Raw genomic sequence first — 23,902 nt, forward strand, 5'->3', positions numbered from 1 at the left:
GGGAGCCGCCGATGCCGTTCCGTACTCGCGCCGCGGTCACCGTCGCGGCCGTCGCGGCCGCCGCCGTCCTGCTGAACTCCGCCCCGGCCGCGGCCCGCCCGGCCGCCGCCCCCGCCGCGCCGGGCTGGTCCGCCGCGCCCAGCGGGGCGGACCGCGCGTACTTCTACCTGGAGGGCGCGCCGGGCACCGCCATGACCGACCGGCTGGCCGTCGGCAACCCCTCCGACCGGGCCGTCACCGTACGGCTGCGGGGCGACGGGGCCCGGGACGGGGCCGGCGCGTGGCTGCTGTTCGGCGCGGCGGAGGTGACCGTTCCGCCGCGCACCCGGGCGACCGTGCCGTTCACCGTGACGGTGCCGCGGGACGCCTCCTCCGGAGACCACCCCGGCACCATCGTCGCCACCGGGCCGGGCGCGCCGGGCGCCCGGTTCCGGGTGCCGGTGCGGTTGCGGGTCACCGGCCCCGCATTGTCCGCGCTGACCGTCGAGCGGGTGTCGGTACGCCGCCGGGGGAGTGCGGCGGTGATCCGGTACACGCTGGTCAACCGGGGGAACACGGTGCTCAGGCCGCGGCTCGCGGTGCGCGCCGACGGCCTGTTCGGGCCGCTGCTGCGCCGCCCCGGCCGCGCCCTGCCGGTCACCCTCCTGCCCGGCGCACAGGTCGACCGCACCGAGACCTGGCCCGATCCGCCCGCCCTCGACGCGGTGGACGTACGGCTCACCGCGACGGCGGCGGGCGGTGCGCACGACGCCGCCACCGCCGGGTACACCGCCGTCCCCTGGGGCGCCGCCGCGCCGGCGCTCCTCCTGGCGGCGGGCGGCGGCTGGGCCGTCGTACGGCGCCGCCGGCGGGCCGGCCGCGCGGACCCGGCGGCGGTGGGCCCGGACGGCGAGGTGCCCGGTGCGGTGACGGAAGCCGCGGACGCGGGGACCGGCGCGAACAGCGGTACGGGGACCGGCACTTGCGCGAGGACGGGCACAAGGACGGGCACGAGGACGGGATCAGGGGTGCGCGCGTGAACGGCGAGAGCGGGACAGCGACGGCCATCACCGGAGCCGCGGTCGCGGCGCCCCCAGGGGCACGCGCCCGGCCACCCCGCGGACGGCTCCGGGCGCGGCGGCGCCCCGGCCGCCGCCGCGCCCCGGCCCTGCTCGCGGCGCTCGCGCTCGCCCTGCTGCCCGCGCTCCTCCTCCCCGGCCCGTCCGCCGCCGCGGCCGACGGCGCGCCCTCGGCGGCGGTGGCGCAGAAGGAGGCCGGCACGGGCGGCAGCGTCACCGTGACCGGCCGGGGCTGGCGGCCCCACACCCTGCTGACGCTGCTGATCTGCGGGCAGAACATGATCGGCGGCACCAACTCCTGCGCCAACGGCGACGGACGGACCGTCACCACCGGCGCGGACGGCGCGTTCCGCACGAACCTGCCGGTCGCCGAACCGCCCAAGCCCTGCCCCTGCGTGGTGCACGTGGCGAGCGTGACCGGCCCGGCGGCCGGCGCGGACGCCGCGTTCAAGGTGGCCGGGCACCCGGTGGCGCCGCTGCCCCGGGACGTCAGCGCCGGCCGGCTGGCGGTGCTCGCGCAGCCCCGGCTGACCGGCAGCAGCGGGCTTCTGACCTGGTTCGGCGCACCGGCGCAGCGCGAACTGACCGTCACCGTCGGCAATCTCGGCTCGGCGCCGGCCAGGGACCCGGTCTTCCAGGTCGGCACCTCGCACGGCGTCTTCGCGCCCAAGTGGGAGGACCAGCAGTGGCGGGGAACCGTCCCCGCCGGCCGGAAGGCCGAGGTCAGGCTCCCGGTGGAGCTGGCCGCCGGGGCGCACGGCGACTATCTGGTCTCCCTCAAGTACGGCGGCCGGCTGCTGGTCGAGCAGCCCTGGGGGGTCGGCCGGCCGTGGGGCGTGACGCTCTTCTGGGTGCTGCTCTGCGTGGTCGTCCCGACGGCCGTCTTCCGCGTCGGCATGGCGATCGTGGACCGCGTCCGCCCCGCCCGCAGGACCACCGCCGCCCGCGGTCGGCGCGGCGGCGTCCGCCTCGCCCGTTACGCCGGCCGGCACACCAGGAACCGTGACCCCGGAGGGACGCCGGACGGCGCTCCCGTACTGCCGTGGTTCACCCCGGACACCGCACCGTCCACCACCACATCAACCGAACGACCGACGTCGAAAGGTTCTGCGTGATGAGGCAACGGAGGAGAGCCGCGGTGGCCTCGGTGGCCGCGCTGGTGCTCGCGGGTGCGGGCGCGGTGGCCGTGGCCGGTACCGCACAGGCAGCGGAGGTGTCCTACAAGACGGAGTGCCTGCCGCCGCCGATATCGGGGCTGCCGCCGATCGAGGGCACGACGAAGGTGGACGTCAGCGCGCCCGCGACCGCGAAGGTCGGCGACGAGATCACGGTGGTCTGGAAGACCGTCGAGGCCGCGTCGAAGAACCCCGACATCCTCGACCTGGGACAGAACACCGTCCAGCCGACCGGCACGATCACGGTCGCCGGGGCGCAGACCGGCGAGCTGCCGATGCAGGGGCCGCGGCAGAACCCGCCGATCCCCAAGGGCAGTCCGATGACTCTGTCCGACATGACGGGCAAGCTGAAGCTGACCAAGCCCGGCGAGGTCACCCTGACGCCCGGCTTCTACAACATCAACGTCAACCAGCCGATCTCCACGGACACCAAGTGCTCGCCCAAGGAGACGGTCCGTCCCGCGGTCACGGTCACGGTGACCGACGGCGGGGGCTCTTCCGGCGGGGCGAGCGGCGGGGCGAGTGGCGGGACGAGTGGCGGGACGAGCGGTGGGACCACCGCCGGTACGTCCTCAGGGGGCAGCACGGGCGGCGCCGGCGGCAGCAGCGCGGGCACCTCCGGCGGTACGGGCGGCCCCTCGGGCGGCACCGGGTCCTCCGGGTCCTCCGGGTCCTCCGGGTCCACCGGCGGTTCGGGCGGCTCCGGCGGTGACCCCGACGGCACCGCGTACAAGGGCACCGAGGTCCAGGTCCCGTACGCCTGCAAGACGCCCATCGGGGACAAGAAGGCGACCTCGCCGGTGCAGATCAACGCCGTGAAGAAGAGCGGCGGTTACGACCTGACGGTGCAGTTCAAGAAGGCCGTCATGAACAGCCCGGCGGACATCCCGGCCGGCTCGGTCAAGCCGTCGATGGACGTCGCGGTGGGCGGCGCGGACAAGGGCTCGGTGACGACCGAGGGGCCCACCAACAGCAAGCCGATCAAGTCGGGCGATCCGATCGAGATCCCCGACCTGAAGGGCACCTACAAGCCGGGCGCGACCGGCAAGGCCACACTCACGCCGGGCGTGCTCACCGTCAACGCCCTGGGGACGACCACCACCTGCACCCCGGAGACGGACCCCGGCGCCTCGCTCACCCTGAACACCTCGGCGCAGCCGGGTGGCACCTCCGGCGGTACGGCCGGTGGGACGGCCGGCGGCTCGGCGAGCGGTGCGGCGTCCGGCGGCACGTCCGGGTCGGCCGGCACGTCCGGGTCGGGCGGCACCTCCGGGGGCAGCGGCGGCCTGGCCAAAACCGGCGCCACCGACCACGGCGCGCTGACCGCGCTCGGCATGCTCGCCGGCACCCTCGTGCTGCTCGGCGGCGCGGCCGGCGGTATGAGCCGTGGCTGGCGCAGCGCCCTCACTCCGGGGCGCAGGCTGCGGCGCTGATCCGGGCGGCGGCCCGTAACGTCGCCTTCCGGCCGGCTCGCAAAAAGACGGTGGCCGTCGGCTTTCGCCGACGGCCACCCGCCTTCTGCCCTACCCGCGGCGGCTCAGCCGCACTTGACGCCCCACAGAGCGGCGATCGCGCAGCCTCCCGCGTAGCCGACGCTCCCGTCCTGCCACTTCGCGGGGCTGCCCGAACCCAGGCTGGAAGCGTTGGCGGTCGCCGCACCCCCAAGGGTCAGAAGAGCGGCCAGGGCCCCGGCGGCGGCAATTTTCTTCAGCATGACAATGCTCCCGTTTTTCGTTCTGGGTACGCGGCGTTCTGCGACGTGTCATAGACAGCTTCTTGGCTGGTCAGGCCACGATTTCCGCGTACAGGGAGACATTAGGCAAGAGAATTGCGCGGCTCAACACATATGACGGACCATTAAATTGACGGTCCATTGGACTGCTGCGTGCGACGCGAATAGTCAGGGTGCTCAGAGGGTGATTTGGGGGAAATGGGAAAATGCGCCCCGAGGGAATGCTCCGGTGGAAACGCGGAAATGCGTGAGGGCTCCGGCAGCGAACTGCCGGAGCCCTCACGTGAGGTAAGGCGCGACTCAGTGGACGCTGCCCATCAGCACCTGGACCTTCTTGCGGTACATGAACACCGCGAGACCCGCGAGGGCCGCGAGTGAAGCCTGCATCGCGATGATGCCGATGCCATCGAGGCTCACGCCGGCCAGCGAGAGCAGGCCGGTGGTGCAGTCACCCGCGGTGACGGCCAGGAACCAGACGCCCATCATGCGCGAGGCGTACTTCTGCGGCGCCATCTTGGTGGTGACCGAGAGGCCGACCGGGGAGAGGCAGAGCTCACCGATGGTCTGGATCATGTAGATCGTGACCAGCCACATCGGGGAGACCTTGGTGCCGCCGTCGGCCATGCCCATCGGGACGATGAAGACGAAGAAGGAGGCGCCGACGAGCACCAGGCCCATCGCGAACTTCACGATGGTGTTGGGCTCACGGTTCCTGCGGGCCAGCCACAGCCACAGCCAGGCGAAGACCGGAGCCAGCGCCATCACGAAGAGCGGGTTCAGGGACTGGTACCAGGTGGCCGAGAAGCCGAAGCCGAACAGCTTGTCCGCTGTCTTGGCGTCCGAGAAGAGCGACAGGGTCGAACCACCCTGGTCGTAGATCATCCAGAAGATGGCGGCGGCCACGAAGAACCAGATGTAGGCGTTCATCTTGGACTGCTCGGTGCCCGAGAGTTCCTTGTCGCGCTTGATGCGGACCAGCACGGCGATCGGGATGACCAGACCGACGAGCGTCAGCGGAACCATCGCCCACTTCAGCGTGAAGGCGCCGATGGCGATCACGGCACCGTAGAAGACGGCGACGGCGGCGACCACGAGAGCGACCTTCGTCAGGAGCGACTTGCGCTCCTCGGCGCTCAGCGGGTTCGGGACGACGTTGCTCTGAGGGCTCAGGTTCTTGGTGCCGATGAGGAACTGGGCCAGGCCCAGGCCCATGCCGACCGCGGCGAGCGCGAAGCCCAGGTGCCAGTTGTTCTCCTTGCCGACCGTGCCGACGACGAACGGGGCCACGAAGGCGCCGAGGTTGATGCCGATGTAGAAGAGCGTGAAGCCGCCGTCGCGACGAGGGTCGTCCGGGCCGTCGTACAGGTGGCCCACCATCGTGGAGATGTTGGCCTTCAGCAGACCGGAACCGATGGCGACCAGGATGAGGCCGACGAAGAACATGGCCTGGCCCGGAACGGCCAGCGAGAAGTGACCGGCCATGATCACGAAGCCTGCGATGGCGACGGTCTTGCGGGCGCCCCAGACGCGGTCGCCGAACCAGCCGCCGGGCATGGCCATGAGGTAGACCATGGAGACGTAGACGGAGTAGATGGCCGTGGCCGTGACCGCGGTCATCGCGAGTCCGCCGCCCTGGCTGCCGGTCGCGGCATCGGCGCCGCCGGAGACCAGGTAGAACACGAGCAGGGCCCGCATGCCGTAGTAGGAGAAGCGCTCCCACATCTCGGTCATGAAGAGAGTGGCCAGACCGCGGGGGTGGCCGAAGAAGGTCTTGCCGCCGTTGGCAGGGGTTCCCTGCTGGGCAGCGTCCTTCGTCTGGCTGGACGCCATGGAGGTTCCTTGCTGCTCGGGACGCCTCCGATTCGGTGTGCGCCCGGGTGGGGGATGACCGGCACCGGCGAGGCCCGGCCCCCCCACGTCCGGGAGGTTCAACACCGCACGAGCAGGCGTCGACGGGAGGCCGTACGCCGGGATCCACGCCCCCGTGCCGCGAGTGCGGCCGGCGGACCCGGTCGACAGGTCAATCACTGTGTATCGGGACTGGTGGTTCCAGACCCGCACACAACGAGGGACCAATGACGTCAGTGCCGTCACGGCCCCAGAGGTTGTGCGTTGGACGTTCGGGACACCATACGTCCGAGTAACCCGCCGTTGGAATGGGTGAGACAACGCTCACACTCGGGTCGGGAACCGTTTGAGCCAGTGCATCGATCATGCGCGCCCGCACCCGCGCAGCTCAGGAGCGCGAACGGGCGCGCGGCCCGCCCGCTGTCGCCCATCCGTGCTGGTCCGCCCCTCGGTGTCGGCACATCGGACTACCATCGGCCCATGACCCGTGTACTGCTCGCCGAGGATGACGCGTCCATCTCGGAGCCGCTCGCCCGCGCCCTGCGCCGCGAGGGTTACGAAGTCGAGGTGCGCGAGGACGGCCCGACGGCGCTCGACGCCGGCCTCCAGGGCAACATCGACCTCGTCGTCCTGGACCTGGGACTGCCCGGCATGGACGGCTTGGAGGTCGCCCGCCGGCTGCGCAACGAAGGCCATTCCTTCCCCATCCTTGTACTGACCGCCCGCGCCGACGAGGTGGACACCGTCGTCGGCCTGGACGCCGGCGCCGACGACTACGTCACCAAGCCCTTCCGGCTCGCCGAGCTCCTCGCCCGCGTCCGGGCCCTGCTGCGCCGCGGCTCCACCGCCGAGCCCCAGCAGCCGCCCGCCACCCACGGCGTACGGATCGACGTCGAGTCGCACCGCGCCTGGATGGGGGACGAGGAGCTCCAGCTCACCGCCAAGGAATTCGACCTGCTCCGGGTCCTGGTACGGGACGCCGGCCGCGTCGTCACCCGCGACCAGCTGATGCGCGAGGTCTGGGACACCACCTGGTGGTCGTCGACGAAGACCCTGGACATGCACATCTCCTGGCTCCGCAAGAAGCTCGGGGACGACGCCGCCAACCCCCGTTACATCGCCACCGTGCGCGGGGTCGGCTTCCGCTTCGAAAAGAGCTAGGGGCCCGTGCGCCGCCGACTGATCAACTCCACGCTCGCCGTGGTACTCGTCGTCATCGCCGTCTTCGGCGTCTCCCTGGTGATCGTCGAGACCCGCACGATCCAGTCCGGCGCACAGGAGAGCGTGCAGTCCGAGGCGGTCCGCCTGGTCGGGATAGTGGAGAGCCGGCTGGGCAGCAACGAGAAGATCACCCCGGAAATCCTCTCCGAGCAGATCACCGCCAACCGGTACGCCGAGATCAAGGTGCCCGGCAAGGCGAAGATCGAGATCGGGGCCCGGCCGTCCGGCGACGTGATCGAGTCGCAGGTGCGCGGTGACCAGGGCGAGTCGGTCGTCGTCCAGGAGTCCCGCTCCACGGTCAGCGCGGAGATCGGCCGGACGCTGCTGGTCATCCTGGCCGTCGCCCTGCTGGCGATCCTCGCGGCGGTGGTGCTGGCCGTCCGCCAGGCCCGCCGGCTGACCGCGCCGCTCACCGACCTCGCGGAGACCGCCGAGCGGCTGGGCTCCGGCGACCCGCGCCCCCGCCACCGCCGCTACGGCGTCCAGGAGCTGGACCGGGTCGCCGATGTGCTGGACGCCAGCGCCGAGCGGATCGCCCGCATGCTGACCGCCGAGCGGCGGCTGGCCGCCGACGCCTCGCACCAGCTGCGCACCCCGCTGACCGCGCTGTCCATGCGCCTGGAGGAGATCACCCTCACCGACGATCCGGAGACCGTGAAGGAAGAGGCCACCATCGCGCTGGCCCAGGTGGAGCGGCTGACGGACGTGGTCCAGCGGCTGCTGACCAACTCCCGCGACCCGCGCAGCGGCTCGGCGGTCGCCTTCGACCTGGACGAGGTCGTCAAGCAGCAGATCGAGGAGTGGCGCCCGGCCTACCGCAGCGCCGGACGCGCTATCGTCCGCTCCGGCAAGAAGGAGCTGCGGGCCGTCGGTACCCCCGGCGCGGTCGCCCAGGTGCTGGCCACCCTCATCGAGAACTCCCTGATGCACGGCGCCGGCACGGTCGCGCTGCGCACCCGCGTCACCGGCAACCAAGCCGTCGTCGAGGTCACCGACGCCGGCCCCGGGGTACCGCCGGACCTCGGCTCGCGGGTCTTCGAGCGGACCGTCTCCGGCCGCAACTCCACGGGCCTGGGGCTCGCCGTCGCCCGCGACCTGGCGGAGGCGGACGGCGGCCGTCTGGAGCTGCTCCAGCAGCATCCGCCGGTCTTCGCGCTGTTCCTGGCACGGGAGGCGGAGCCCACCGAGGAGTGAGCCCGGACCTACTTGCGCACGCCGCTCGGCAGCTGCGCGTCGTCGGTCAGGAAGGACTCCGCGGTCTCCACGGCCTCGCGGGCCGGCAGCCCCCGGAAGACCCAGGTGCGGTAGGACCAGAAGCGGAAGAGCGTGGCGATCCCGATGCCGAGGAACTTGAAGAAGTTGCTCTGCAGCGGGCTGTCCCAGTCGAATCCGTACGTCGCGGTGTACAGGATGCCGTTCTCGATGACCAGGCCGATCACGCTGAACAGCAGGAAGAGCGTCAGCTCCTTGGTGCGCCCCTGCTTGTCGCGGTCCCGGTAGGCGAAGTAGCGGTAGCCGACGTAGTTGGTGGCGGTGGCCACCACCGTCGCGACGATGCTCGCCCGCACGACGGGGATCTCGGTCAGATGCCGGACGACGTTGAAGACCGCGAAGTTCACCACGACCCCGGCGCCGCCGACGGCGCCGAACTTCACGACCTCCTGGACGAGCGCAGCCAGCCTCGATCGCAGTGGGCTCCGTTCACTCATGGTGATCGTCCAGCTCCCTGTCGTGGGCGGTGTGTGGCCGGCGGCCCGGTACGCACCCTCACTCTAACCACGCCCGGCGGACCGTGGTGCCGGGGGCCGTCAGTCCACCGTCACGCGGAAGTTCACCGTACGGGTGCCCGGCTCGTCCACCGCGCCGGTGGCGCAGCGCCGGCAGTGCAGCAGCCGCAGGTCGGTACGCCCCGCGCGCACGGCGCGGAAGCCCAGCTCGCGGGTGCCGCCGGCGCCGGACGCCGGATGGCCCGGTTCCGCGTCCGGGTCGGTGCGCTCGCCGGTGGCCTCCAGAACGGCCGGATCCGGACGGGGGGCGGCGATGATCCAGTGGTAGCCGTCGCCGGGGTCGTCCGGGACCGCGATGGTGAAGCGGTCCCCGGCGGAGACCGAGATCTCGCTGTCGCCGGGGCGGTAGACCGCCGGCCCGGACAGCTCGCTGACCACGGAATACAGGGCGATCAGCAGCGCGACGACCGCCATCGCGATCACCAGCGGCCGGGAGTCCCGCGCTATGTCACCGTTCTCCATCCGGCATCCCCCTCCGCCGGGCAGCAGCCCGGCACCCGTCCTCGCTCCGAGCCGGCCCTTCGCCGCCGCGGGTCCGCAACGGCGCATGGCCGGCGATCTTCGAACGTCTGCGCTCGGAGGATCCTCCAAGCCCGGAGTCGGGGCGGCTCTGCCGTGCGGCTACCCTGGGGGCGTGACGTTCCCGGTAGTCGGCATGGTCGGCGGCGGTCAGCTCGCCCGTATGACCCACGAGGCGGGTATCCCCCTCGGCATCAGATTCAAGCTCCTCAGCGATACCCCGCAGGACTCGGCGGCCCAGGTGGTCAGCGAGGTCGTCATCGGCGACTACCGCGACCTGGACACGCTGCGCGCCTTCGCGCAGGGCTGTGACGTGGTCACCTTCGATCACGAGCACGTACCCACCGAGCACTTGCGGGCGTTGGAGGCCGACGGCATTCCCGTGCGGCCCGGCCCCGACGCGCTGGTGCACGCCCAGGACAAGGGCGTGATGCGCGCCGGACTGGACGCCATCGGCGTCCCCTGCCCGCGCCACCGCATCGTGGCCGACCCCGCCGACGTCGAGCGCTTCGCGGCCGAAATCAGCGGGGGCGGCGCGGAGCGCCTCGATGAGGGGCGGTGGCCGGGTGGCGGGTCGGGCGGATTTCCCGTGGTCCTCAAGACCGTCCGCGGGGGCTATGACGGCAAGGGAGTCTGGGTCGTACGATCCTCCAAGGAGGCGGCCGAGCCGTTCCTCGCCGGGGTGCCCGTCCTGGCGGAGGAGAAGGTCCCCTTCGTCCGGGAACTTGCCGCCAACGTCGTCCGCTCACCGCACGGCCAGGCCGTCGCCTACCCGGTCGTCGAGTCCATCCAGGTCGACGGCGTCTGCGACACCGTCATCGCCCCGGCGCCCGGCCTCTCCGACGAACTCTCCACGCACGCCCAGCAGCTCGCGCTGCGGATCGCCGACGAACTGGGCGTCGTCGGGCACCTCGCGGTCGAGCTGTTCGAGGTCCGCGACGCCGACGGCGCACCCGCCGTCCTCGTCAACGAACTCGCGATGCGCCCGCACAATTCCGGTCACTGGACCCAGGACGGCGCGATCACCTCGCAGTTCGCCAACCACGTCCGCGCCGTCCTCGACCTCCCGCTCGGCGACCCCCGCCCGCGCGCCCCCTGGACGGTGATGGCCAACGTCCTCGGCGGCGACTATCCCGACATGTACTCCGCGTACCTGCATTGCATGGCACGCGACCCGCAGTTGAAGATTCACATGTACGGAAAGGACGTGAAGCCGGGCCGCAAGGTCGGCCACGTCAACACTTACGGCGACGACCTGGCCGACGTGCGCGAGCGCGCCGCGCACGCCGCCGGCTACCTGCGAGGAACAATCACAGAATGACCGCACCGGCCCGCCCGTCGCCCGACCTTCCCCAAGCTCTCAACTCCGTTCGAGCAGGGGAGACCCCATTCCCCTCGACGAGCGCTGACGCGCGTCCCTCTTGTCTCGTCGGCATCGTCATGGGTTCCGACTCCGACTGGCCCGTCATGGAGGCCGCCGCCCAGGCCCTCGACGAGTTCGAGATCCGCTACGAGGTCGACGTGGTCTCGGCGCACCGCATGCCGCACGAGATGATCACGTACGGCGAGGAGGCGGCCGGCCGCGGCCTCAAGGCGATCATCGCCGGCGCCGGCGGCGCCGCCCACCTCCCCGGCATGCTCGCCTCCGTCACCCCGCTGCCGGTCATCGGCGTCCCCGTCCCGCTCAAGTACCTCGACGGCATGGACTCCCTCCTCTCCATCGTGCAGATGCCGGCCGGTGTGCCGGTCGCCACCGTCTCGGTCGGCGGCGCCCGCAACGCCGGACTGCTCGCGGCCCGTATCCTCGGCGCCCACGACCCCGAACTCCTCTCCCGTATGCGGGACTTCCAGCAGGAGCTGAACGACCAGGCCACCGAGAAGGGCAAGCGGCTGCGCAACAAGGTCGCGAAGACCGGCGGCTTCGGCTTCGGGGGCAAGAAGTGACGGCCGCCCGGGACGCCGCCCGGGAACTGCTGGCCGAGTGGCCGGTCGTCGACGGCCACAACGACCTCCCCTGGGCCCTGCGCGAACAGGTCCGCTACGACCTCGACCGGCGCGATGTCGCCACCGACCAGAGCGCCAGCCTGCACACCGACATCCCGCGGCTGCGGGCCGGCGGGGTCGGCGCGCAGTTCTGGTCGGTGTACGTCCGCTCCGACTACACCGGCGACCACGCCGTCAGCGCCACCCTCGAACAGATCGACGCGGTACGGCAGTTGACCGACCGCTACGCCGCCGACCTGGCGCCCGCGCGGACCGCCGACGACATGGAGGCCGCGCGCGCCCAGGGCCGCATCGCCTCCCTCATGGGAGCCGAGGGCGGCCACTCCATCAACAACTCGCTCGCCACCCTGCGCGCGTTCCACGACCTCGGCGTCCGCTACATGACGCTGACCCACAACGACAACAACGACTGGGCGGACTCGGCGACCGACGAGCCGCGCCACCACGGCCTGTCGGCGTTCGGCGAAGAGGTCGTCCGCGAGATGAACCGCTGCGGGATGCTCGTCGACCTCTCGCACGTCTCCCCGGACACCATGCGCGACGCGCTCCGCGTCAGCACCGCGCCGGTGATCTTCTCGCACTCCTCCGCCCGCGCCGTCTGCGACCACCCGCGCAACATCCCCGACGACGTCCTGGCCCAACTGCCCGCCAACGGCGGGGTCGCGATGGCCACCTTCGTCCCGAAGTTCGTGCTGCCCGCCGCCGTCGCGTGGACGCTGCGCGCCGACGAGAACATGCGCGCGCACGGCCTGCACCACCTCGACACCACCGAGGCGGGCATGGCGGTCCAGCGCGCCTTCGAGGCCGCGAACCCGCGGCCGACGGCCACCGCGGCCACCGTCGCCGACCACCTCGACCACATGCGAGAGGTCGCCGGCATCGACCACATCGGCATCGGCGGCGACTTCGACGGCACCGCCTTCACCCCCGCCGACCTGGCCGACGTCGCGAGCTACCCGAATCTCATCGCCGAACTCCTGGACCGTAAGTGGTCGGCGGCCGACCTGGCCAAGCTGACCTGGCAGAACGCGGTCCGTGCGTTGCGCGCGGCGGAGGACGTCTCCCACGAGGAACGGAAGCTGCGCGGGCCTTCCAACGCCACCATCTGAGCCGATGGGGCCCGCCCCACGTGTTCGGCTTTCCCGCCGTGGGGGTTCGCGTGTTTGCGCCTTCGGCGCGGGGTGTTGTCCGCTGCGCGGGGCTGTCGGGGTGCGGTGGCGGTCCTCCGGGGGTGGTGTGCAGGACTGCTGCGCTTTACGTCCTGCACACCACCCCCTCCGGCCCGCCCCCTCCCGTGGAGGGGTGGGAGAAAACCGCTGGGTGGGAACTGGGGCCGGTGGTCCCCTGACGGCCCTCTCCTCTTGAGCGGCCACCCCTCAACCCACAACGCAGCCTGACCCACTCACCCGAACCACCAACCACCTGATCTCCCACCCACCCAACGGGAGGGGGCGGGCCGGAGGGGCTGGGTGTCCGGACGTAAAGCGAAGCAGTCCGGACACCCTGCCCCGCAAGACCGTCACCGCACCCGACAGCCCCGCGCAGCGGCCCCGCCCGCCGCAGGCGAAACGGCGAAACACCCCCACGGCGGGCCAGCCGACAACGTGGGAAGCAGGCAAAGCGCAGCGGAACCGCTAGGCGGACGGGCGCCCCATCGCCCGATAGACCCACCCCGCCTTACGCCACAGCGCAGCGTCCAACGCATTGCGGCCGTCGAGGATGCGGCGTTCGCCGGCGACCTCGGCCAGCTTCGCCGGGTCCAGTTCGCGGAACTCGCGCCACTCCGTCAGGTGCAGCACGACATGCGCACCGCGCACCGCCTCCAGTGCGCTCGTCGTGTAGCCGAGGGTCGGGAAGACCCTCTTCGCGTTCGCCATGCCCTTGGGGTCGTAGACGGTGACCTGGCCGCCCTGGAGGTGGATCTGGCCGGCGACGTTGAGCGCGGGGGAGTCGCGGACGTCGTCCGAGTCCGGCTTGAAGGTCGCGCCGAGGACGGCGACCCGCTTGCCGAGGAAGCCGCCGCCCACCGCGTCGCGGGCCATCTCGACCATGTGGCCGCGGCGCCGCATGTTGATCGAGTCGATCTCGCGCAGGAACGTCAGGGCCTGGTCCACGCCCAGTTCGCCGGCGCGGGCCATGAAAGCCCGCAGGTCCTTGGGGAGGCAGCCGCCGCCGAAGCCGATGCCGGCGCGCAGGAACTTCTTGCCGATCCGCTCGTCGTAGCCGATCGCCTCGGCCAGCTTCGCCACGTCGGCGTCGGCCGCCTCGCACACCTCGGCCATGGCGTTGATGAACGAGATCTTGGTCGCCAGGAAGGAGTTGGCGGAGGTCTTGACGAGTTCGGCGGTCGGGTAGTCCGTGACGACGAACGGCGCGCCCTCGGCGACCGGCGTCGTGTACACCTCACGCAGCAGCGCCTCGGCCCGCTCGCTCGTGACGCCGACCACGATCCGGTCCGGGTGCAGGGTGTCCTGGACGGCGAACCCCTCGCGCAGGAACTCCGGGTTCCACGCCAGCTCGGCGTCCGCGCCGGCCGGGGCGTTGGCCGCCAGCCGCTCGGCGAGCCGGGCCGCGCTGCCCACCGGTACCGTCGACTTGCCGACCACCAGTGCGGGCCGGGTCAGATGCGGCGCCAGCGCGTCGAAGGCGGACTCGACGTAGGACATGTCGCAGGCGTACTCGCCGTGCTTCTGCGGGGTGTTCACGCAGACGAAGTGGATGTCGCCGAACGCGCCGACCTCCTCGTAGGAGGTGGTGAAGCGCAGCCGGCCGGTGGAGCCCTCGATCCCGGCGACGTGGCGGCGCAGCAGTTCCTCCAGACCGGGCTCGTACATCGGGACCTCGCCCCGGCGGAGCATCTCGATCTTCTCCGGCAGCACGTCCAGCCCGAGCACCTCGTAACCCAGCTCGGCCATCGCGGCGGCGTGGGTGGCACCGAGGTAGCCGGTGCCGATCACGGTGATCTTGAGGGCCATGCGGGGGCTCCAAACAGATGGTTGCGGCGCGGAGCGCCGACGTTGAGGGGATTGGGGTCTCCCCTGCTCGAACGGAGTTGAGAGCTTGGGGGAAGGTCGGGTGGCGGGCGGGATGCGGAAAAACGGCGCTGACCGAGCATAGTCGGGCAGGGAACGACCCGGTCCGGTCGTGTGCGCCGCCCCTGGGGTGACTGTCGGCAACCTCACGTACCCGTGGCGGGGATCGGCGCCTAGAATCCTGTGTCTGTAAGGGTTACTTAACGGTAGTTAGCACTGCCGGCACCTCACAGGGGAGTGAGAAACCTTGGCGGGAACCGCTGATTTCGATCTGTACCGGCCGTCCGAGGAGCACGACATGCTCCGCGAGTCGGTGCGCTCGCTCGCCGAGGCGAAGATCGCGCCGTTCGCCGCCGCGGTCGACGAGGAGGCCCGCTTCCCCCAGGAGGCGCTGGACGCGCTGGTCGCCAGCGACCTGCACGCCGTCCACGTACCCGAGGCGTACGGCGGTGCGGGCGCCGACGCGCTGGCGACCGTGATCGTCATCGAGGAGGTCGCCCGGGTCTGCGGTTCCTCCTCCCTCATCCCGGCCGTCAACAAGCTCGGCTCGCTCCCGGTGATCCTCTCCGGCGGCGAGGAGATCAAGAAGAAGTACCTGGCGCCGCTCGCCAAGGGCGACGCGATGTTCTCGTACTGCCTGAGCGAGCCGGACGCCGGTTCCGACGCGGCCGGGATGAAGACCAAGGCGGTGCGGGACGGCGACCACTACGTCCTCAACGGCGTCAAGCGCTGGATCACCAACGCGGGCGTCAGCGAGTACTACACCGTCATGGCCGTCACCGACCCGGAGAAGCGCTCCAAGGGAATATCGGCCTTCGTCGTCGAGAAGGGCGATGAGGGCGTCTCCTTCGGCGCGCCGGAGAAGAAGCTCGGCATCAAGGGTTCGCCGACCCGCGAGGTCTACCTCGACAACGTCCGGATCCCCGCCGACCGCATGATCGGCGCCGAGGGCACCGGCTTCGCCACCGCCATGAAGACCCTGGACCACACCCGCATCACCATCGCGGCCCAGGCCATCGGCATCGCGCAGGGCGCGCTCGACTACGCCAAGGGGTACGTCCAGGAGCGCAAGCAGTTCGGCAAGCCGATCGGCGACTTCCAGGGCGTCCAGTTCATGCTCGCCGACATGGCCATGAAGCTGGAGGCGGCCCGCCAGCTGACCTACGCCGCGGCGGCCCGCTCCGAGCGGGTCTCGGCCGGCGGCAAGGGCGAGGACCTGACGTTCTTCGGCGCCGCCGCCAAGTGCTACGCCTCGGACGCCGCCATGGAGATCACCACGGACGCCGTCCAGCTGCTCGGCGGCTACGGCTACACCCGCGACTACCCGGTCGAGCGGATGATGCGGGACGCCAAGATCACCCAGATTTATGAAGGCACGAATCAGGTCCAGCGGATCGTCATGGCGCGGAACCTGCCGTAACAGGGTTTTCGCAGGTCAGCGCCCGTTTTCGATGGCTCGCGGGCTGTGATCGGCTTCCGGTCCGTTCGGGTCCGTTTCGGGCTGATCACGGGCGTCATGCTGGGGAAATCCTGGGCTGAAGCTGGGCAGGAAACCGCCTTTCACCTGCGCAAACACGACGACCCCCGGCACTCTGCCGGGGGTCGTTCGCATGGGCTCTGTCAGGCGACTTCTGCCTGTCCTTCGGTAGGGTCGTCCGCGCCGGGCGTCAGCATCGTTACGATGGCCGCCCGCCCGCGCTGCTCGGCTCCCTCAAAGATGTAGTGGTAGTGCTCACGCAGCACGTCCGTACTGCTGTGACCCATCCAGTCGGCTACGTCGTTCTCAGGGACTCCCGCGTACAGGAGCCGCGATCCGTAGTAGTGGCGCATGGAGTGCGGCTTGCAGTACGCCACCTTTCCCTTGGTAAGGGACACGAGCCAGATCTGCCTGTAGAAGTACGACGCGTACAGGTACCCGGTGCGGGTCACGTTGGGGAACAGCAGACGTTCCGGCCCCCATACTCCGTGGTTCTTGATGTGCCTGCGCAGCTCGAACGCCACGTTGGGCGGCAGCGGTACGACCCGGCCGGGCTCCTCCTCGTCACGGGCCTTGATGTGCCGCCGCTGTAGCGCGCTGTTCTTGCCGGACTCGGTTTCGCCATCCTCCGCGATCTGGAAGTCAACGCGGAGGACTTCGGCCTTGAAGTCGATCTGATCCCGCGAGACGGCCATGGCTTCACCGATACGGAGTCCGCATCCGGCCATCAGCCAGAGCATCGCCCGGTAGCGAGCCGGAGCCCCGTCGAGCATGGCGAGCACTTCCCGCGTGGTGAGGCGCCGGGCCTTGCTCTTGTGCTCGCGGATCTCCTTGGCACGGCTTCCGGCGTGCTTGATCTTCTTGCACGGGTTGCGTCCGATGATCTCGTTGACGACGGCCCAGTCCATCATTCCGGAGAAGAACGAGAACCGCTGACGGCGAGTCCGCGCGGACAGCTTGCGGTCCTGCTCCATCCACAACATCCACTGCTCGATATCCGCCACCTTCAGGGACACGATGGAACGGGCCTTGAAGAACGGCTCAATGGTCGTCGTCAGGATCGACCGGTACTGCTTCTTGGTGCTGTTCTCCAACTTCCTTTGGTTCGTCCACTGCTCCCAGACAGCCGTGACGGGCTGCTTCCCCAACTTGTCATCCAGGTACGTCCCTGCGTCGAGTTCCTGTTCCTTGCGCTTGCGCTGGTCGTCGGCCCGCTTCTTGGTGTCGAAGCTCTTCTGCCGCTGCTTCCCGTCCGGGTCGTACCAGAAGGTCGTCCACTTCTTTGGGTCGTCCTTCGAGCGAGCTACCCATGCCCTGGCCACTTGCGATAGTCCCTGCCGTGATCGGGTGCCACGTCGGCCCCTCCTGCGGCCAGTCTCAGTCTGTCCACCCAGGGTTGTCAACACGGGGTTGCCAACCCTGCGTGGTACGGTGTGGGTATGGAAGCTGAGGAAGGACTTGAGATCACCCAGCAGCAAGGGGCGTGGGTGATCCGCATGTGGTGGCCGACTGGGCCGGTCACCGGGGGACCGCAGCGCATCACCATTGAGAAGGCTGAGGGCGCCCCCGCCCGCGACGTGGCACGCGGTATCTCCACCACGGTTCTGCGCAGGCTGGATCTGGCCAGCGCCGTGAAGACTGCGGAGGAGCACGCCCCGAAGGGACGGGAAGTACTGAAAGAGCTTGTCGAGGCGATGGAGATTGCCGGTGAGGCAGCGCGTCACCTGCTTGAGAGTGAGGGCGTGTCGGACGCGTACCTGGCCGTCTTGTCTTCCCTCTACTTGGCCATTGCGGACACTGGTGCGGCGGCTCCGGTTCCGTGGCTAGCACAACGCATCGGCCGAAGCCCCGAGACAGCCAAGGGGCACCTCAAGCAGGCCCGGCGGGACGGCTTCCTCACCACGGTGGCGGGAAAGGCCGGCGGGGAGTTGACCGACAAGGCCAAGGCTGTGCTCGACTCCAGAATCGTTGCCGAGTAAGACGCGCAGCCGATATCCAAATCCAAAAGCACGACCCAGCCCCCGAGGCGTCTCGGGGGTTTTCTTTTTCTCGGAGGAATTTTTGACCAAGCTGATGACCGTTGGCGATGTTGCTGACTACCTGAGCGTCCCGAAGTCGTGGGTGTACGACAACTGGAAGAGTGAGGCGATCCCGTTCCGGAAGGTTGGGCAGTCGCTTCGCTGCCGTCCCAATGACCTTGACCGCTGGCTGGACGCGCAGGAGGCGAAGTGAGCTACCGATTTGCCAAGGTCTACCGGCCGGAGCACTCGAACCCAGCGATCGGAAGCGCTGCTCTCCACCTCGAAACGCGCATGTGGCTACTTGCTCTGGATCGGATGCAGAGGGGTGGGCACGCCCCGCTGGGCTCCGGCGAGTTGCAGCTCATCTTGACCAACGAGAAAGGGGCGCCCTACAGCCCGGGGCGCTATTCGCAGGCGTTGACGGCGCTCAGGGGCGCCGGACTTCTGGCCCCAACAGCCAGTCGCCGTTGCCTACTCATCCCGTCCACCGTGGCGGCGATGGACGCGCCGTCGAAGAAGAAGCGGGAGGAGTGCGCGACCCACGGGCACAACATCCCCTGGGACAGCGACCACGACGATTGGATGTTCAACACGCCGGAAGCCGCCCGGCGCTGGGAGGCGGAGTGCGACAACATCGCCCGTGGCGGAGCCGCGTTCCCCTCAGGTGAGTGGGCGCAGCGTGTACGGCTCAGGTCCGCAGAGTTTAGCGAAACGGCGTCCTTGGCCGCTTGATGCCAAGGGACAGTTCTACGGCTCTTCTTAAATAAGAGGTTGATGCCGGGGCGAGCGGAGTGAGCACCGGGGCCACTTCCATAGATTATGACCAGTACAGGCCGCCCCCTGCGGAGGGGCGGAGTGATTCTGTTGTGAGATTCCTGAGAGATGAGGAGTTGGGCGCCTCCGTGGGCGCCCGCTCATACATGTTCACCTACTAGGTTCTCCTCCTCGTCAAGCCTCGGCAGTTGTTCGGATCTCCGGCCGGGGCCGTCGATGCGTTACCTGTTGCCTCAGCCTTCCTCAGCCGCTGCGCATTTTCCTCCCAGAGCAGGGTGCGGGAGGAAAACTACTCGCGTCCGAGCGCGGCCAAGGCTGGCGCGGCGGCCACGAGCATATTCGCGTGGTTGCAAACAGTTGGGGGAGTACTTGTTCAATCGTCACGTCTTCGCTGCTCGTCGTCTAACACTTGGCTTGTCTGTCGAGGAGTTGGCGAATGACCTTGGTGTGGTCGCTTCCACCGTCTACCGGTGGGAGTCGGGCGAGACCGCCCCGAGTACGCGCACCCTCGTGCGCATCAGCCGAAGTCTCCACATTCCTCTTCTGCACCTAGTGAAGGACGATGCAGCCTCGGCTGCCTGAGTTGAAGATCAATACTTAGGAGGTGTCGCCCGTGAGCGACGCAGTACAGATTTCAGAAACTCCGGAGAACTCGGCAACTTTTGATGCGGCCGAGGCTTTCGAAGCCCCGCCGGCCGAACCTGAACCCGCCAATGCTCCCGACCCTGCCGAGGCGATTCGGGCCGAGATCCAGCGGGAGTATGCAGGGAGGCTGGCCCAGGCCGAACTGAGGGCCGAGGCCGCCAAGGCCGGTGTGGATTTTCCTGACGGGTTCATTGACCTTCTCGACCTCTCCAAGCTCCTCGGGGAGGACGGCGAGCCCGCCGCAGAGGCTATCGCGCTGGCACTCAAGCCCTTTCAGGCCGAGCCGGAGCCGAAGTTCCCGCAACTCATGGGCATGGGCCACTACAACGGCATAGGAGCCCGCAGTTCAGTCTCTCTCGACGCCCGTAACCGCTAACCAGGAGGTAATTTATGGCAGCTCGCCCTTATCAGAACGCTGGAACCTACTCATTTGTCAGTGAGGAATGGGACTCCGCACTACTCGTACAATTCGACCCACTGTTGGTGTGGGCCTCGCCGCTGGTGTCCAACCGGAAGTACGAGGGCAACATTCGCCAGCAGGGGGATGTAGTACACATCAACAGCCTTGCTCGGCCCTCTGTCGGGGATTACAAGCTGCCCGATGGCATGACTTCGCAGCGGCCGGAGACTATTGACCAGAAGCTGGAGATCACGGAAGCAAAGTACATTCAGCTTCTCGTCGAGAACGCCGAACGGCTTCAGGTGGCAGGCACCCTCGATTCCCCGATCAATCAGCAGATGATCCGCGCCCTTGCCCGCGAGGCTGACTCGTTCATGGGCGGGGTGATCGCCAAGGGGGCCACGGCCCTTCCGAACGTCAAGGTGTCTGCCAACGCGCCTCAGGCGCTCTACAGCGCGATCCTGGACATGATGCTGGCCCTGGACGACAACGACATCCCGGCAGGCCGATACGTGGTCGTCTCGCCCCGTGTGAAGCGGTACCTGATCGAGCATCCGGCCATTGCCAACGCTGGCGCCTACGGCCAGGCTGGGGCCACTTCGAACGGCGTCGTTGCCCGCCTCGCTGGCTTCACGGTGCTGTCCACCACGGCCATGCCGAAGGGTGTGGACATCGTTGCCGGGCACTCGGAGTTCAGTACGTATGCGAGCCAGTTCACTGGCTTTAGGAGCCTCCAGAGCGAGCGATACCGAGCAGACGTCATCGATAACCTCCACCTGTACGGCGGAAAGATCGTGCGGTACCCGGAGCTGGACACCAAGAAGGCCGACAACGCCTTTGATGAGAGCAAGCCGACCAAGGGCATTGTCCGCGCGGCCGTGGAGTGGGTCACCGCGGCCTGATCCTGAATGCGCACGGCATGAGTGCCTTGAAGGCACTCATAGCTGATGTGTGCACTGTCGGAGTGCTGCCGAAGGGGCGTGCTGGGTAGACGGGGCCGCTGTATGACTTTCTTCGGGAAAGTCATAGGAGAGGAAGACTACGTGCCTTGGAGGTACTTACCCGCAGCCTGACGATGCAAGCACTCGGTGTGAGTTTCTTCAAGAAACTCATTAGCTGATGCGTGCACTGTCAGGCTGCTGTCGAGGGGGTCCACTGTATGACTTCCTTCGGGGAAGTCATACGACAGAAAATCTACGTGCCTCGAAGGCACTTAGCGCAGCACCGACGGGCCCTGCCAATGGAGCGGGGCTCGTCGTCTTGCTCTCCGTCGTTGAGGGTTCGAAGTTGGGTGGCACTCCAGTGGTCAAAATGCACTCCACCGAGGGGTGCTAGGTGATATTCCCTGATTCCGTAACGTCAGAGCCTCAAAAGTGGGAGTGTGATCTTTCCTGCTTGCATGCCCACGGGTCCGCCGGGGCTGTGACGCGGGACTCCCACTTCGGCGCCGAATGAGCGACAGGCTGTCACTCATTCGGCATTTCCGCAGGTCAGAACCGTTTAGCGCATGCCCGATGGTCGTGGGTACGGCCCTTGATGCAGACCGGGGGCATCGGTGACTGTCGGTGCCGCCCTCGCCTTCCACCCCTCTTCCGCTTTCTTCTTAGGGGTGGGGCAGGGGTGTTTTGCAATTCCAGAGCGAAAAGCCTCCATTGGAAATTGCAGTCGAGAAAAATTTGATACCCGTACACGGTTGGAGGAAGGCACCCCCGGTGGGTCCTATTCACTTCCTAATGCACATTACCCCCACCCTTGCATTCGCAGGAGTAATGTTTCAGTTATCTGTACGTTACTGTTCCGTGATTGACGGTTGGCAGAGTTGATCTCGCACCGCAGCGACGAATGCGGACGGCCGTTAGAGCAGCGCTCCGGCCACTCACTGAGACTTCATCTGCCAAGCCCGATTCAAAGGATTTCCGCGCCATGCGTAAGACCGTGCTCATGCCCGTTGAAAAGGTTCTGTGCGACGCACACATAGCGCGTGACGGTTCCGAGGTAGAAGCGACGGACACGCTGACCCTGGGGCGCCATGCCTGGGACCTCTGCTTGGAACACAACGTGGTCTTTGGCCGGTACCTCTGTGATGCCCTTGGTGTACCTGCGGAGAGTGTGGCAGAGCCGCGTGAGGCTGCGGCGGTCGCGGTTGCTGAGCCTGCCCATGTCGCGGCTGAGCCTGAGCCGGTGGCCGACGCGTCGCCCGTTTCCGATGCGGAGCACGATGCGGAGGACGTTGGCGAGGAAGCGAACGAGCCTGAGCCCGTGCGGTCCGTGATGCTGGCGGGTGAAGTGCCGGGGTACGACTGGGAGTCGGCCCGTGAGGCGGTGCGCAACCTGGGCTATGAGGTTGTGGGGCGTGCCGATGACAGCACGGTCCTACTGATCTTGGGTGAGGGCGGCGACCGCAACGGTACGAAGCTGCGCGACGCTGCGGAGCGGGGCATCCCGTGCATGGACGTGCGGGAACCAAGCCGTTTCAAGTCGGCCGTCCGCGCTGGCCAGTTGGTCGGCGGAGACCCGCTCCCTGAGCCTGCCAAGGTCGGCCCCAAGGCCATGTCCGAGCGGGAACGCAACAAGGCCGTACGTACCTGGGCACGGGAGAACGGCTACGTCGTCCCGTCCAAGGGCCGCATCCCGATGCACGTGAAGCACGCGTACGAGATGACGCACCGTGACGGGTCTGAGGGAAAAGTGATCGCAGCCTGAGTGCCGCTCCGCCGGTGACGGAGACAGAGCGTGTCCGCCACCCCGTTCCACCACACCCGCAGCAACTCACTTTCTGGGAGTTAGGCACCCCATGAACACCCCTGTCCTGTACGGCCCGATCGGCCGTGCCGTCCGCAAGATCACCCCGTTCCTCGAAGCGGATGCATTGGGGGTGTATGTGGCCGCACTGTCGATGTGGTCGGCGGCCATCGGCGGAACGGTCAAGGTCTCATCCCGGGGCAACGCCCGTCCCGTGCTTCTGTGGTCGGCCCTGGTAGCCGGAACGGGCAGGGGCAAGGGGACCGCTCTGCGGGCAGCGCTTCACGTACTGGACAAGCCTCTGGGCCGCTTCATCGCCACTCACACCACCTCTGGGATCACGTCCGGGGCGAGCATGGTGAACCACCTGTGGGAGCAACAGGAAGCCACCGCCGAGACAGAGCACGGGCGCGACGTGCGGGCCCTCGTGGTCGAAGAGGAATGGACCGAGGTACTGAAGCGGGTCAAGCGCGACCCGTCGTTCACGACAAAGCTCCGCGCGGCCTGGGACGGGACGACTCTAAGGAACACGACCAAGGAAGAGGCTCAGGAAGTCCGAGACCCGGCCATGGTGCTCCACTCCCACATCACGCCGTCCGACTGGGCCAAGTACGTGGGGGAGTCGGAAGCTGCGGGCGGTTCGTACAACCGCATCCTTCCCTTCCTACTCGGCTCGGTGCCCATGCTGGATGACGACCGGGTGGCCCTACCGCAGGTGGAGGGGCATGCGCTAACCGATGCCTACGGGTGGGCCACCGCCCGACCCCGCGTGATCACGCTTGGGGAGGATGCCCGGCCGCTATGGCGGATCGTAAGGCGGTACGCCCGCGTCCTGGGCGAGACCCTGCCGGAAGCACAGGCCGTGTTCATCGAACGGACCGCAGAGCAGACGCTCAGGGTCGCGGCATGCCTGGCCGCCTCCGAGTGCTCCGAGCACATCACGGAAGAGATGCTGTCGGCCGCGTTCTCCCTCGTGCGGCGCTCCGTCCAGGACGCGGTACGGATCACCAAGGGGGCCGACGCTCCGAAGGTGAAGCGGCAGCCGCTCAGCCTCGCCGACAAGGTCCGGGCCCGAATCGAGATGTACAGCGGTCGGGCAATATCGTCTCAGGTGCTCCCGTACGTCGGGGCAACCGCAGCGGAGGTCAAGGCACTGCCCGGAATCGTCGTCACCGTGGACCGGTCGGGCAAGACCGGCCGACCGGCCACCGTTTTCACAATCCGCAGTGACAGTTCCGGTGACTCTGAGCCTCAGCCGGCGAGCGCGGAAAGTGACCAGAACCGGGACGCTTCCCGTTACACAGAGGCGCAGCCGGCCAGCGCGGAGCGTGAGGAGAACCGCGCCGCGGTCGTCCGCCTGGACGCTTACCGCCCGGCCCCGAAGCAGGCCCCGGAGCCCCAGATGGTGAAGCGGTCGGAACCGCTTGCCGATTCCAACCCCTTCCGTGCCCTCCTCTGAATCTTCCG

At 68.7% G+C, this 23,902-nt stretch carries 23 protein-coding genes; 17 read left to right on the top strand and 6 right to left on the bottom strand.

Going from position 1 to position 23,902, the window contains the following annotated elements:
• Positions 1 to 11 precede the first annotated feature (11 nt).
• Genes GR130_RS04135 through GR130_RS04145 form a run of 3 tightly spaced genes read left to right on the top strand, consistent with a single transcriptional unit; the run spans position 12 to position 3,666 of the window.
• Positions 12 to 1,019, top strand: a complete 1,008-nt coding sequence (locus GR130_RS04135; protein WP_159503436.1) for a COG1470 family protein — start codon at positions 12 to 14, stop codon at positions 1,017 to 1,019.
• The gene (locus GR130_RS04140) at positions 1,016 to 2,173 is read left to right on the top strand and encodes a hypothetical protein (RefSeq protein WP_443043572.1); all 1,158 of its coding nucleotides are present in this window, start codon (positions 1,016 to 1,018) and stop codon (positions 2,171 to 2,173) included. The genes GR130_RS04135 and GR130_RS04140 overlap by 4 nt, the downstream gene beginning before the upstream one ends.
• On the top strand, positions 2,173 to 3,666 hold the full coding sequence (locus GR130_RS04145; protein WP_159503437.1) for a hypothetical protein: 1,494 nt from the start codon (positions 2,173 to 2,175) through the stop codon (positions 3,664 to 3,666). Before GR130_RS04140 ends, GR130_RS04145 begins: the two co-directional genes overlap by 1 nt.
• Before the next feature lie 104 nt (positions 3,667 to 3,770).
• Here GR130_RS04145 and GR130_RS04150 read toward each other — a convergent pair whose 3' ends face one another.
• Both GR130_RS04150 and GR130_RS04155 read right to left on the bottom strand, forming a co-directional pair.
• Entirely contained in the window at positions 3,771 to 3,947 is a 177-nt protein-coding gene (locus GR130_RS04150) for a hypothetical protein (RefSeq protein WP_159503438.1), read from the bottom strand.
• A 318-nt stretch (positions 3,948 to 4,265) separates the two neighbouring features.
• A complete protein-coding gene (locus GR130_RS04155; protein WP_159503439.1) occupies positions 4,266 to 5,795 on the bottom strand; it encodes a peptide MFS transporter in 1,530 nt (509 codons plus the stop codon).
• A gap of 498 nt (positions 5,796 to 6,293) precedes the next feature.
• Here GR130_RS04155 and GR130_RS04160 point away from each other — a divergent pair, with 498 nt between their 5' ends.
• Both GR130_RS04160 and GR130_RS04165 read left to right on the top strand, forming a co-directional pair.
• A complete protein-coding gene (locus tag GR130_RS04160) occupies positions 6,294 to 6,974 on the top strand; it encodes a response regulator transcription factor (RefSeq protein ID WP_030086430.1) in 681 nt (226 codons plus the stop codon).
• A gap of 6 nt (positions 6,975 to 6,980) precedes the next feature.
• On the top strand, positions 6,981 to 8,228 hold the full coding sequence (locus tag GR130_RS04165; protein WP_159503440.1) for an ATP-binding protein: 1,248 nt from the start codon (positions 6,981 to 6,983) through the stop codon (positions 8,226 to 8,228).
• 8 nt (positions 8,229 to 8,236) lie between these two features.
• Here the strand turns inward: GR130_RS04165 and GR130_RS04170 are convergent, their stop codons facing one another.
• Positions 8,237 to 8,743 (bottom strand): GtrA family protein, encoded by a 507-nt coding sequence (locus tag GR130_RS04170; RefSeq protein WP_159503441.1) that lies wholly within the window; start codon positions 8,741 to 8,743, stop codon positions 8,237 to 8,239.
• A 99-nt stretch (positions 8,744 to 8,842) separates the two neighbouring features.
• Positions 8,843 to 9,283, bottom strand: a complete 441-nt coding sequence (locus GR130_RS04175) for a protease inhibitor I42 family protein (RefSeq protein WP_236572788.1) — start codon at positions 9,281 to 9,283, stop codon at positions 8,843 to 8,845.
• A gap of 172 nt (positions 9,284 to 9,455) precedes the next feature.
• Here GR130_RS04175 and GR130_RS04180 point away from each other — a divergent pair, with 172 nt between their 5' ends.
• From GR130_RS04180 to GR130_RS04190, 3 genes are all read left to right on the top strand, one after another.
• Positions 9,456 to 10,661: a 5-(carboxyamino)imidazole ribonucleotide synthase gene (locus GR130_RS04180; RefSeq protein ID WP_268977855.1), complete on the top strand. Its 1,206-nt coding sequence runs from the start codon at positions 9,456 to 9,458 to the stop codon at positions 10,659 to 10,661.
• A gap of 119 nt (positions 10,662 to 10,780) precedes the next feature.
• On the top strand, positions 10,781 to 11,284 hold the full coding sequence (purE, locus tag GR130_RS04185) for a 5-(carboxyamino)imidazole ribonucleotide mutase (RefSeq protein WP_159503442.1): 504 nt from the start codon (positions 10,781 to 10,783) through the stop codon (positions 11,282 to 11,284).
• Complete coding sequence (locus GR130_RS04190; RefSeq protein WP_159503443.1) at positions 11,281 to 12,453, top strand: dipeptidase; 1,173 nt, start codon at positions 11,281 to 11,283, stop codon at positions 12,451 to 12,453. The genes purE and GR130_RS04190 overlap by 4 nt, the downstream gene beginning before the upstream one ends.
• A 525-nt stretch (positions 12,454 to 12,978) precedes the next feature.
• On the opposite strand, the gene GR130_RS04195 is transcribed toward GR130_RS04190, so the two are convergent.
• Entirely contained in the window at positions 12,979 to 14,319 is a 1,341-nt protein-coding gene (locus GR130_RS04195; protein ID WP_159503444.1) for a UDP-glucose dehydrogenase family protein, read from the bottom strand.
• A 304-nt stretch (positions 14,320 to 14,623) separates the two neighbouring features.
• Here GR130_RS04195 and GR130_RS04200 point away from each other — a divergent pair, with 304 nt between their 5' ends.
• The gene (locus tag GR130_RS04200) at positions 14,624 to 15,796 is read left to right on the top strand and encodes an acyl-CoA dehydrogenase family protein (RefSeq protein ID WP_159503445.1); all 1,173 of its coding nucleotides are present in this window, start codon (positions 14,624 to 14,626) and stop codon (positions 15,794 to 15,796) included.
• Between the two features lie 200 nt (positions 15,797 to 15,996).
• Here the strand turns inward: GR130_RS04200 and GR130_RS04205 are convergent, their stop codons facing one another.
• Entirely contained in the window at positions 15,997 to 17,175 is a 1,179-nt protein-coding gene (locus GR130_RS04205; protein ID WP_159503446.1) for a tyrosine-type recombinase/integrase, read from the bottom strand.
• Positions 17,176 to 17,292: 117 nt separating this feature from the next.
• Here GR130_RS04205 and GR130_RS04210 point away from each other — a divergent pair, with 117 nt between their 5' ends.
• The 8 genes from GR130_RS04210 to GR130_RS04245 all read left to right on the top strand — a co-directional run bounded on the left by GR130_RS04210 (position 17,293) and on the right by GR130_RS04245 (position 23,894).
• Complete coding sequence (locus GR130_RS04210) at positions 17,293 to 17,832, top strand: hypothetical protein (protein ID WP_159503447.1); 540 nt, start codon at positions 17,293 to 17,295, stop codon at positions 17,830 to 17,832.
• Positions 17,833 to 17,914: 82 nt separating this feature from the next.
• Positions 17,915 to 18,085 carry a helix-turn-helix domain-containing protein gene (locus GR130_RS04215; protein ID WP_236572789.1) on the top strand — a complete coding sequence of 57 codons (171 nt, stop codon included), beginning with the start codon at positions 17,915 to 17,917 and terminating at the stop codon, positions 18,083 to 18,085.
• Positions 18,082 to 18,606, top strand: coding sequence for a hypothetical protein (locus tag GR130_RS04220; RefSeq protein ID WP_159503448.1), 525 nt, complete (start codon positions 18,082 to 18,084; stop codon positions 18,604 to 18,606). Before GR130_RS04215 ends, GR130_RS04220 begins: the two co-directional genes overlap by 4 nt.
• A gap of 258 nt (positions 18,607 to 18,864) precedes the next feature.
• On the top strand, positions 18,865 to 19,230 hold the full coding sequence (locus GR130_RS39660) for a helix-turn-helix domain-containing protein (RefSeq protein WP_201304791.1): 366 nt from the start codon (positions 18,865 to 18,867) through the stop codon (positions 19,228 to 19,230).
• A 31-nt stretch (positions 19,231 to 19,261) separates the two neighbouring features.
• Positions 19,262 to 19,669 (top strand): hypothetical protein, encoded by a 408-nt coding sequence (locus GR130_RS04230; protein WP_159503450.1) that lies wholly within the window; start codon positions 19,262 to 19,264, stop codon positions 19,667 to 19,669.
• Between the two features lie 14 nt (positions 19,670 to 19,683).
• A complete protein-coding gene (locus GR130_RS04235; RefSeq protein WP_159503451.1) occupies positions 19,684 to 20,595 on the top strand; it encodes a phage major capsid protein in 912 nt (303 codons plus the stop codon).
• Positions 20,596 to 21,616: 1,021 nt separating this feature from the next.
• Positions 21,617 to 22,396, top strand: coding sequence for an Lsr2 family DNA-binding protein (locus GR130_RS04240; RefSeq protein ID WP_159503452.1), 780 nt, complete (start codon positions 21,617 to 21,619; stop codon positions 22,394 to 22,396).
• Positions 22,397 to 22,487: 91 nt separating this feature from the next.
• Positions 22,488 to 23,894 carry a DUF3987 domain-containing protein gene (locus GR130_RS04245; protein ID WP_159503453.1) on the top strand — a complete coding sequence of 469 codons (1,407 nt, stop codon included), beginning with the start codon at positions 22,488 to 22,490 and terminating at the stop codon, positions 23,892 to 23,894.
• The last annotated feature ends 8 nt before the right edge of the window (positions 23,895 to 23,902 follow it).

Origin of the sequence: Streptomyces sp. GS7 (assembly GCF_009834125.1) — a bacterium.
Classification (GTDB): Bacteria; Actinomycetota; Actinomycetes; order Streptomycetales; family Streptomycetaceae; genus Streptomyces.

Coding starts and splice junctions, on each gene's coding strand:
- GR130_RS04245 (WP_159503453.1), top strand. CDS start 22,488: ATGAACACCCCTGTCCTGTACGGCCCGATCGGCCGTGCCGTCCGCAAG.
- GR130_RS04240 (WP_159503452.1), top strand. CDS start 21,617: ATGCGTAAGACCGTGCTCATGCCCGTTGAAAAGGTTCTGTGCGACGCA.
- GR130_RS04210 (WP_159503447.1), top strand. CDS start 17,293: ATGGAAGCTGAGGAAGGACTTGAGATCACCCAGCAGCAAGGGGCGTGG.
- GR130_RS04155 (WP_159503439.1), bottom strand. CDS start 5,795: ATGGCGTCCAGCCAGACGAAGGACGCTGCCCAGCAGGGAACCCCTGCC.
- GR130_RS04175 (WP_236572788.1), bottom strand. CDS start 9,283: ATGGAGAACGGTGACATAGCGCGGGACTCCCGGCCGCTGGTGATCGCG.
- GR130_RS04135 (WP_159503436.1), top strand. CDS start 12: ATGCCGTTCCGTACTCGCGCCGCGGTCACCGTCGCGGCCGTCGCGGCC.
- purE (WP_159503442.1), top strand. CDS start 10,781: ATGGGTTCCGACTCCGACTGGCCCGTCATGGAGGCCGCCGCCCAGGCC.
- GR130_RS04195 (WP_159503444.1), bottom strand. CDS start 14,319: ATGGCCCTCAAGATCACCGTGATCGGCACCGGCTACCTCGGTGCCACC.
- GR130_RS04160 (WP_030086430.1), top strand. CDS start 6,294: ATGACCCGTGTACTGCTCGCCGAGGATGACGCGTCCATCTCGGAGCCG.
- GR130_RS04170 (WP_159503441.1), bottom strand. CDS start 8,743: ATGAGTGAACGGAGCCCACTGCGATCGAGGCTGGCTGCGCTCGTCCAG.
- GR130_RS39660 (WP_201304791.1), top strand. CDS start 18,865: ATGCGTTACCTGTTGCCTCAGCCTTCCTCAGCCGCTGCGCATTTTCCT.
- GR130_RS04145 (WP_159503437.1), top strand. CDS start 2,173: ATGAGGCAACGGAGGAGAGCCGCGGTGGCCTCGGTGGCCGCGCTGGTG.
- GR130_RS04235 (WP_159503451.1), top strand. CDS start 19,684: ATGGCAGCTCGCCCTTATCAGAACGCTGGAACCTACTCATTTGTCAGT.
- GR130_RS04150 (WP_159503438.1), bottom strand. CDS start 3,947: ATGCTGAAGAAAATTGCCGCCGCCGGGGCCCTGGCCGCTCTTCTGACC.